General features: G+C 63.8%; 7 protein-coding genes. 5 read left to right on the forward strand and 2 right to left on the reverse strand.

The annotated features are described in order from the left end of the window. Positions 1 to 9: 9 nt before the first annotated feature. Entirely contained in the window at positions 10 to 414 is a 405-nt protein-coding gene (locus tag NKJ06_RS20270; RefSeq protein WP_352632241.1) for a RidA family protein, read from the reverse strand. 180 nt (positions 415 to 594) lie between these two features. On the opposite strand from NKJ06_RS20270, the gene NKJ06_RS20275 reads away from it, so the two are divergent. From NKJ06_RS20275 to NKJ06_RS20290, 4 genes are all read left to right on the forward strand, one after another. Further along, complete coding sequence (locus NKJ06_RS20275; RefSeq protein ID WP_352632089.1) at positions 595 to 1080, forward strand: hypothetical protein; 486 nt, start codon at positions 595 to 597, stop codon at positions 1078 to 1080. 287 nt (positions 1081 to 1367) lie between these two features. After that, the gene (locus NKJ06_RS20280) at positions 1368 to 2165 is read left to right on the forward strand and encodes a COG4705 family protein (protein WP_352632087.1); all 798 of its coding nucleotides are present in this window, start codon (positions 1368 to 1370) and stop codon (positions 2163 to 2165) included. Between the two features lie 364 nt (positions 2166 to 2529). Then, positions 2530 to 3207, forward strand: coding sequence for a winged helix-turn-helix domain-containing protein (locus tag NKJ06_RS20285; protein WP_352632084.1), 678 nt, complete (start codon positions 2530 to 2532; stop codon positions 3205 to 3207). Further along, on the forward strand, positions 3204 to 4574 hold the full coding sequence (locus NKJ06_RS20290; protein ID WP_352632081.1) for a HAMP domain-containing sensor histidine kinase: 1371 nt from the start codon (positions 3204 to 3206) through the stop codon (positions 4572 to 4574). Before NKJ06_RS20285 ends, NKJ06_RS20290 begins: the two co-directional genes overlap by 4 nt. Before the next feature lie 164 nt (positions 4575 to 4738). Here the strand turns inward: NKJ06_RS20290 and NKJ06_RS20295 are convergent, their stop codons facing one another. Continuing rightward, complete coding sequence (locus NKJ06_RS20295; protein ID WP_352632079.1) at positions 4739 to 5167, reverse strand: Lrp/AsnC family transcriptional regulator; 429 nt, start codon at positions 5165 to 5167, stop codon at positions 4739 to 4741. 178 nt (positions 5168 to 5345) lie between these two features. Between NKJ06_RS20295 and NKJ06_RS20300 the strand changes: the two genes are divergently transcribed. Next, positions 5346 to 6449 carry a saccharopine dehydrogenase family protein gene (locus NKJ06_RS20300; protein ID WP_352632077.1) on the forward strand — a complete coding sequence of 368 codons (1104 nt, stop codon included), beginning with the start codon at positions 5346 to 5348 and terminating at the stop codon, positions 6447 to 6449. Positions 6450 to 6497 lie beyond the last annotated feature (48 nt).

Consider the following 6497-nt stretch of genomic DNA (forward strand, 5'->3'; position numbering starts at 1 on the left):
CGTTGTCGCCTATCCGACCGGTCTGTACGCGACCGCCTCGACTTCGATCTTGATGTCGATCATCAGCCGCGATTCGACCGTGGTGCGGGCCGGCGGGTTCTTCGGGAAGTGCCTGGCATAGACCGCGTTGAAGGCGCCGAAATCGCGCGCATCTTCCAACCAGATCGTCGTCTTGACGACATCGTCAAGGGTGCAGCCGGCGAGCGCCAGTGCGGCCTTGATATTGGCGAGCACCTGCTCGGTCTGTTCCGTTATGCCGCCCTTGACCACGATGCCGTCGCTGCCGACGGGAACCTGGCCGGAGACATAGACGAGATCGCCGGCGCGCACGGCGGGCGACAGCGGCACATGCGACGTTCCAAAACATTGCTTGGGCAAGGGAAGGCCTCCTCTGATGACAGGGCGGGGCGCCATGACAGCGCCCGCTTCGATCGACATTTACCCCGATCGGGGCGATCCTCATAGAGGCCTTGTTGGAAAGCAACATTCCCAGGAATTCATGTTGCTTTATTACAGAAGCGCTTGCATCGTGCGCACTGGCGGCCCGCCTTGCGGTCGCAACGCACAGCATTTGCCAGACCGGAGACAGCAGCAATGACCTACGACAAGAACCCGTTTCCGGCAGGCGACGCCGATCGTCACGCGCTCTGGGAAATGCTGGTGCGGCGCGACATCGACGCTTTCATCGGCCAGGACTGGCCGATGGTCGAGGATGATTTCGTCGCCGAAAGCTTCTTCGGCATGCACGCGCGTTTCCTGAGCAATGCCGATGCCTGGCGACTGCAGTTTCCGCGGCTGGAAATCTATCGCGACGAGTGGCTGCGCCAAGCCAAGGAGACCGCGGCGACCAAATTCGCCGAGCCTCTGCGCGAGGCGCTGTTCCGCGTCACCAACATGCGCGACATCGATGTCGACGGCGACCGCGCCGTGCTGCACAAGAAATTCGACGGCTCGGTCGCCAAGGCCGACGGCAGCGTGGACAGGCTGAAATGGCAGACGCTGTATTTCTGCACCAAGGTCGGCGGCAGCTGGAAGATCGCGGGCTTTGTCGGCTACATGCCGCATCCGCTTGGCGGCTAAGCAATTCCAGGAAAAGTGTGAAGCGCTTTTCCCGGGAAAAGCGCATAGCGCTTTCCCTTGGGAATTGCGCCAAAACAACGACAAGCAGCCGCTCAGGAGAGCGCGACGAAGGCCGGGAACAGCAGGCCGGCACCATCGGCGCGCCGTCGGGCGTAGCGGCCTTTTACGAGACCCATTCTTACGAATTTGTATGCCGCCGGACAGGCTGATGCGAACTCTGCTGCGTACTGTGCGCCATGCCGGCTCAATTCTGCGCCGCCGCAATCAAGGATCTCGGGACATCAGCCATGCTCGCGCCCAACATGCAGCAACCCGCCGCACCGAGCCACAACAGGGTTCCGGAGGTCACCCTCGATTTCTGGCTGATCAAGCTGATGGCGGTCACCATGGGCGAGACGGCGGCCGACTATCTCTCTGACACGATCGGACTTGGGTTGCCCGTCACCTCGCTGATCATGACCGGTGTCCTGATTGCCGCGCTTGTCGTCCAATTCGCGCAGAAACGCTATGTGCCCTGGGCCTACTGGCTGGCGGTGGTGCTGATCAGCATCGTCGGCACGCTGGTCACCGACAATCTGGTCGACGATTTCGGCGTGCGCCTGCAGACGACGACCATCGCCTTCTCGGTGGCACTCGCCGCGACATTCGCGGTCTGGTACGCCAGCGAAAGGACGCTGTCGATCCATACCATCTTCACCACCAGGCGCGAGATCTTCTACTGGCTGGCGATCCTCCTGACGTTCTCGCTCGGCACCGCCGCCGGCGACCTCGTCGCCGAAAGCTTCGGCATGGGCTACCTCGGCACCGGTCTGCTGTTCGGCGGCGCGATCGCGCTCATCGCGCTCGCCTACTGGCTGCTCGATCTCGACGGCATCCTGGCCTTCTGGCTCGCCTACATCCTGACGCGGCCGCTCGGCGCTTCCTTCGGCGACCTGCTGTCACGGTCGGTCAGGCATGGCGGCCTGGGCTTCGGCACCATTTTCACCAGCCTGCTCTTCCTCGGCTGCATCATTGCCCTCGTCGTTCACATGACCTTGAAGAGCGCAACCGACGACGCCGACGAAATCCTGCTGGAATCGGAATAGGGTACAGGGCGGTTGCGCTAGCGTTGACAATTACCGAAAACCCCCCCGCTTCGTCATCCACGGGCGGAGCAAGGAGCGTAGCGACGCGGCGCAGACCCGAGGATCCATGCCGCGACCTCGGCCGAAGGATGCAGCGGAGCAGAATTCTGAACCGTGGCGACACGTTGGGGTCGCGGCATGGATCCCAGGGTCTCCGCGACGGAGCTCCGCTCCTGCTCCGCCCTGGGATGACGAAGTTGTGAAGGCCTCGGCCAATCTCGAATGTTTAGAGCGAAGCGCCACCGGACATGCGGCCTCGCGACATCCTAGGAACAAGCCCGTGCCGGTGTTAGCTTGCCGATCTCGGCAACGGACCGGACCTTTCATGCGACTGCTTCTCGTCGAGGACGACCTCAGGACGGCCGACTACATCGTCAGGGGACTGACCGAGGCCGGCCATGTCTGCGACCTCTTGCGCAACGGGCATGACGGGCTTTTCGCTGCGACCAGCGGCAGCTATGACGTGATCGTCGCCGACCGCATGATCCCGGGCCTCGACGGCCTGTCGATGATCAAGGCGATCCGCGCCGCGGGCGTACGGACCCCGGCGATCTTTCTCACCTCCGTCGGCGGCGTCGACGACCGCGTCGAAGGCCTCGAGGCCGGCGGCGACGATTATCTGGTCAAGCCCTTCGCCTTTTCCGAGCTGCTCGCCCGCATCAACGCGCTTGGCCGCCGGCCGGCCGCGCAGGAGCAGAAAACCGTTCTGCGGGTTGCCGACCTCGAGATGGACCTGATCATGCGGCGCGTTGTCAGGCGGGGTCAGCCGATTGACCTGCAGCCGAGGGAGTTCAGCCTGCTGGAAGTGCTGATGCGCGGCGAGGGCCGCGTCATCACCCGCACCATGCTTCTGGAGCGCGTCTGGGATTTTCATTTCGATCCCAGGACCAGCGTCGTCGAGACCCATATCAGCCGGCTGCGGGCCAAGATCGACAAGCCGTTCGAAACCCAGCTCATCCACACGGTCCGCAACACCGGCTACAGCCTGCACGCGCCGCCATGACCGAGACCTGGTCCCGCCTGCTGCGCAGCACGCCGTTCCGGCTTGCCTTGACCTTCGCCTTTCTGTTCGTGCTGGCCTTCATCTTGTCGGGCGCCATCGTCTACCAGATGATGAGCGCCGATCTTGCCGAGCGGCTCGACGACACCATCAAGGAAACCTACGCCGTCGTCGCCGCGACCTATGCCGACAATGATCTCAAGGAGCTGGTGGAGACCGTCGGCAGCCACTCCATGCGCAGCCCTAGGAAGCAACAGCTGTTTTCGCTGACCGACGCGGCCGGCAATCGCCTGGCCGGCAATTTCACCGCGGCGGGGCTTCCCGACGGCTTCTCGATGTTCAATGCCGAGATGCCTGGCGTGCCGCCCGGCGCCGAGTACCGCGCCTATTCCGGCTCGATCGGCGGCAACACTTTGACCGTCGCCTTCAGCCTTTCCGAAACGGAGGAGCTGGAAGAGGTGGTGCTGATGAGCTTCGGCTGGGGGACGCTGATCATCACCGGGCTGGCGGTCGCCGGCGGCGCGCTGCTTGCCTCGCGCGTCCAGCGCCGTCTCGACGGCATCGCCGCCACCATGGTGGACGTCTCGCATGGACGGCTGGACACCCGCATTCCGCTGACCGGCAAGGGCGACGATATCGACATCGTCTCCAACCAGGTCAACGCCGCGCTCGACCGCCTGTCGGCGCTGGTCGAAGGCATGAAACAGGTCAGCGCCAACATCGCACACGATCTGAAGACGCCGCTCAACCGACTGCAGATGATCCTCGACACCGCGACCGAAAAGAACCTGTCGGGTCAGAAAATCACCAGTGAACTCGCCGAGGCATATGCCGAGAGCCTGCAGATCAACGAGACCTTCGACGCGCTGCTGCGCATCGCGCAGATCGAGGCCGGCGCCCGCAGGGCGCGGTTTACCGATATCGATCTGGGCGAGGTGCTGCAAACCATCGCCGAGATCTACGCCGACGTGGCCGAGGACGACGGAAAATCGCTGTCGTTGGCGCAACGGCAGGAAACGATGGACCGTATCCACGGCGATCGCGAACTGCTGACGCAGATGTTCGCCAATCTAGTCGAGAACGCGCTGCGCCATTGTCCATCAGGCACATCCATCAAACTGTCGGTGACGCGCCAGGGCGACCACGTTGTCGCCAGCGTTGCCGACAACGGACCCGGCATTCCCGCCGACGAGCGTGAGAAGGTCTTCCAGCGGCTTTACCGGCTGGACCACAGCCGCTCGACGCCCGGCAGCGGGCTGGGCCTCAGCCTTGTCAGGGCCATCGCCGATCTGCATGGCGCATCGATTACGCTCGAGGATTGCCGGCCCGGGCTTGAGGTGGTGGTGAGTTTTCCCTTGGCGGTGGATTAGAGGTCGATCTCCCCCCTTGAGGGGGAGATGTCGCCGTAGGCGACAGAGGGGGTCGCCTCACGTGAAGCGCTAACCCCCATCTGTCGTGAGGAGGTCGCATCCGGTCGAACCGACCCCCTCTGGCCTGCCGGCCATCTCCCCCGCAAGGGGGGAGATCAGCAGCTTCACCGGTCAATCCGCGTCGACAGGATGATCGATGACGAGGTCCGCTCGACCCCGTCCATGGCGCCGATCTGGTCGAGCAGCAGATCGAGGTCGCGGATCGACGGCGCGTCGACGATGACGATCATGTCGAAATTGCCGCTGACCGAATGCAGCGTCCTGACCGGCGCCAGGTCGCGCAGGCCGCGCACCACCTTGTCGGCGAGTTTGGGTGTCACGGTGAGCAGCACATGCGCCCGCACCAGCCCCTGCTCATAGTCCGGCGCCAGCCGGACGCCATAGCCTATGATGATGCCGCGCTGCTCCAGCCGTTCGAGCCGGCTCTGCACGGTCGTGCGTGACACACCAAGCTTCCGCGCGAGCTCGGCGGTCGAGGCGCGCGCGTTCTCGCGCAGCAGGGAAAGCAGGGCCTGTTCGGCGTCACTGAGCATTTCAACGATTCCCGTCGGCAGATTGCGCAATTAGAGTTTCGTTTCGAACAATTCCACGCTTCCTTTCGACGGGCAAGCTGCAAAACTCATGCATGTCGCCCAAAGTTTTCAGCGGTTTGGGGCAACGACATGCATAAGACAAAAAGACATAAATCAGCTTTTGCGCGAGGGATCGGTCATGAAGAAAATTGTTGTTGTCGGCGCCGGCAAGATCGGCTCGACCATTGCCGAGATGCTCGCCGCCACGGGTGACTATCAGGTCACGCTCGTCGACCGCTCGGCGGCGCAGCTCACTGCTGCCGAAGTGCCGGCCACGGTTGCGACGCTGGAGCTCGATATCGAGGCCTCCGGCACGCTTGAAGCGGCGCTCGCTGGCAAGTTCGCGGCGCTCAGCGCTGCCCCTTTCCATTTGACCACGCGCATCGCCGAGGCGGCGGCAAGTGCCGGCGTGCACTATCTCGACCTCACCGAGGATGTCGTCTCGACCCGCCGGGTCAAGGAATTGGCTCGCTCGGGCAAGAGCGCCTTCATCCCGCAATGCGGCCTGGCGCCGGGCTTCATCTCGATCGTCGCCAATGACCTCGCCAGCCGCTTCGACACGCTGGAAAGCGTGCGCATGCGCGTCGGCGCCCTGCCGCAATACCCGTCCAACGCGCTGAACTACAATCTGACCTGGAGCACCGACGGCGTCATCAACGAATATTGCGAGCCCTGCGAAGCGATCGTCGAGGGCGAGCTGGTCGAAGTGCCACCGCTGGAGGAGCGCGAGGAATTCTCGCTCGACGGCGTCACCTACGAGGCCTTCAACACCTCCGGCGGCCTCGGCACGCTGGCCGAGACGCTGAAGGGCAAGGTGCGCACGCTGAACTACCGCACCATCCGCTACCCCGGCCACGCCGCGATCATGAAGGCGCTGCTCAACGACCTTGGCCTGCGCCACCGCCGCGACGTGCTGAAGGACATTTTCGAAAGCGCCCTGCCGGCGACGCTGCAGGACGTCGTCATCGTCTTCGTCACCGTCTCGGGCCGCAAGAACGGCCGCCTGCTGCAGGAGACCTACGCCAACAAGATCTACTCGAAACGCGTCGGCGATCAGGTGCGCAGCGCCATCCAGATCACCACCGCCTCCGGCATCTGCGCCGTGCTCGACATGCTGGCCGACGGCAGCCTGCCGGCGACCGGTTTCATCAAGCAGGAAGAAATCGCGCTCGACACCTTCCTCGCCAACCGCTTCGGCCGTGCCTATGCCCAGCACGAGATGGTGAGCCGGCTGGCAAGCTGAGCGCATAATCTCCCCCCTCGAGGGGGAGATGGCCGGCAGGCCAGAGGG

This window comes from Mesorhizobium sp. M0293 (genome assembly GCF_040321735.1).
Lineage (GTDB): Bacteria > Pseudomonadota > Alphaproteobacteria > Rhizobiales > Rhizobiaceae > Mesorhizobium.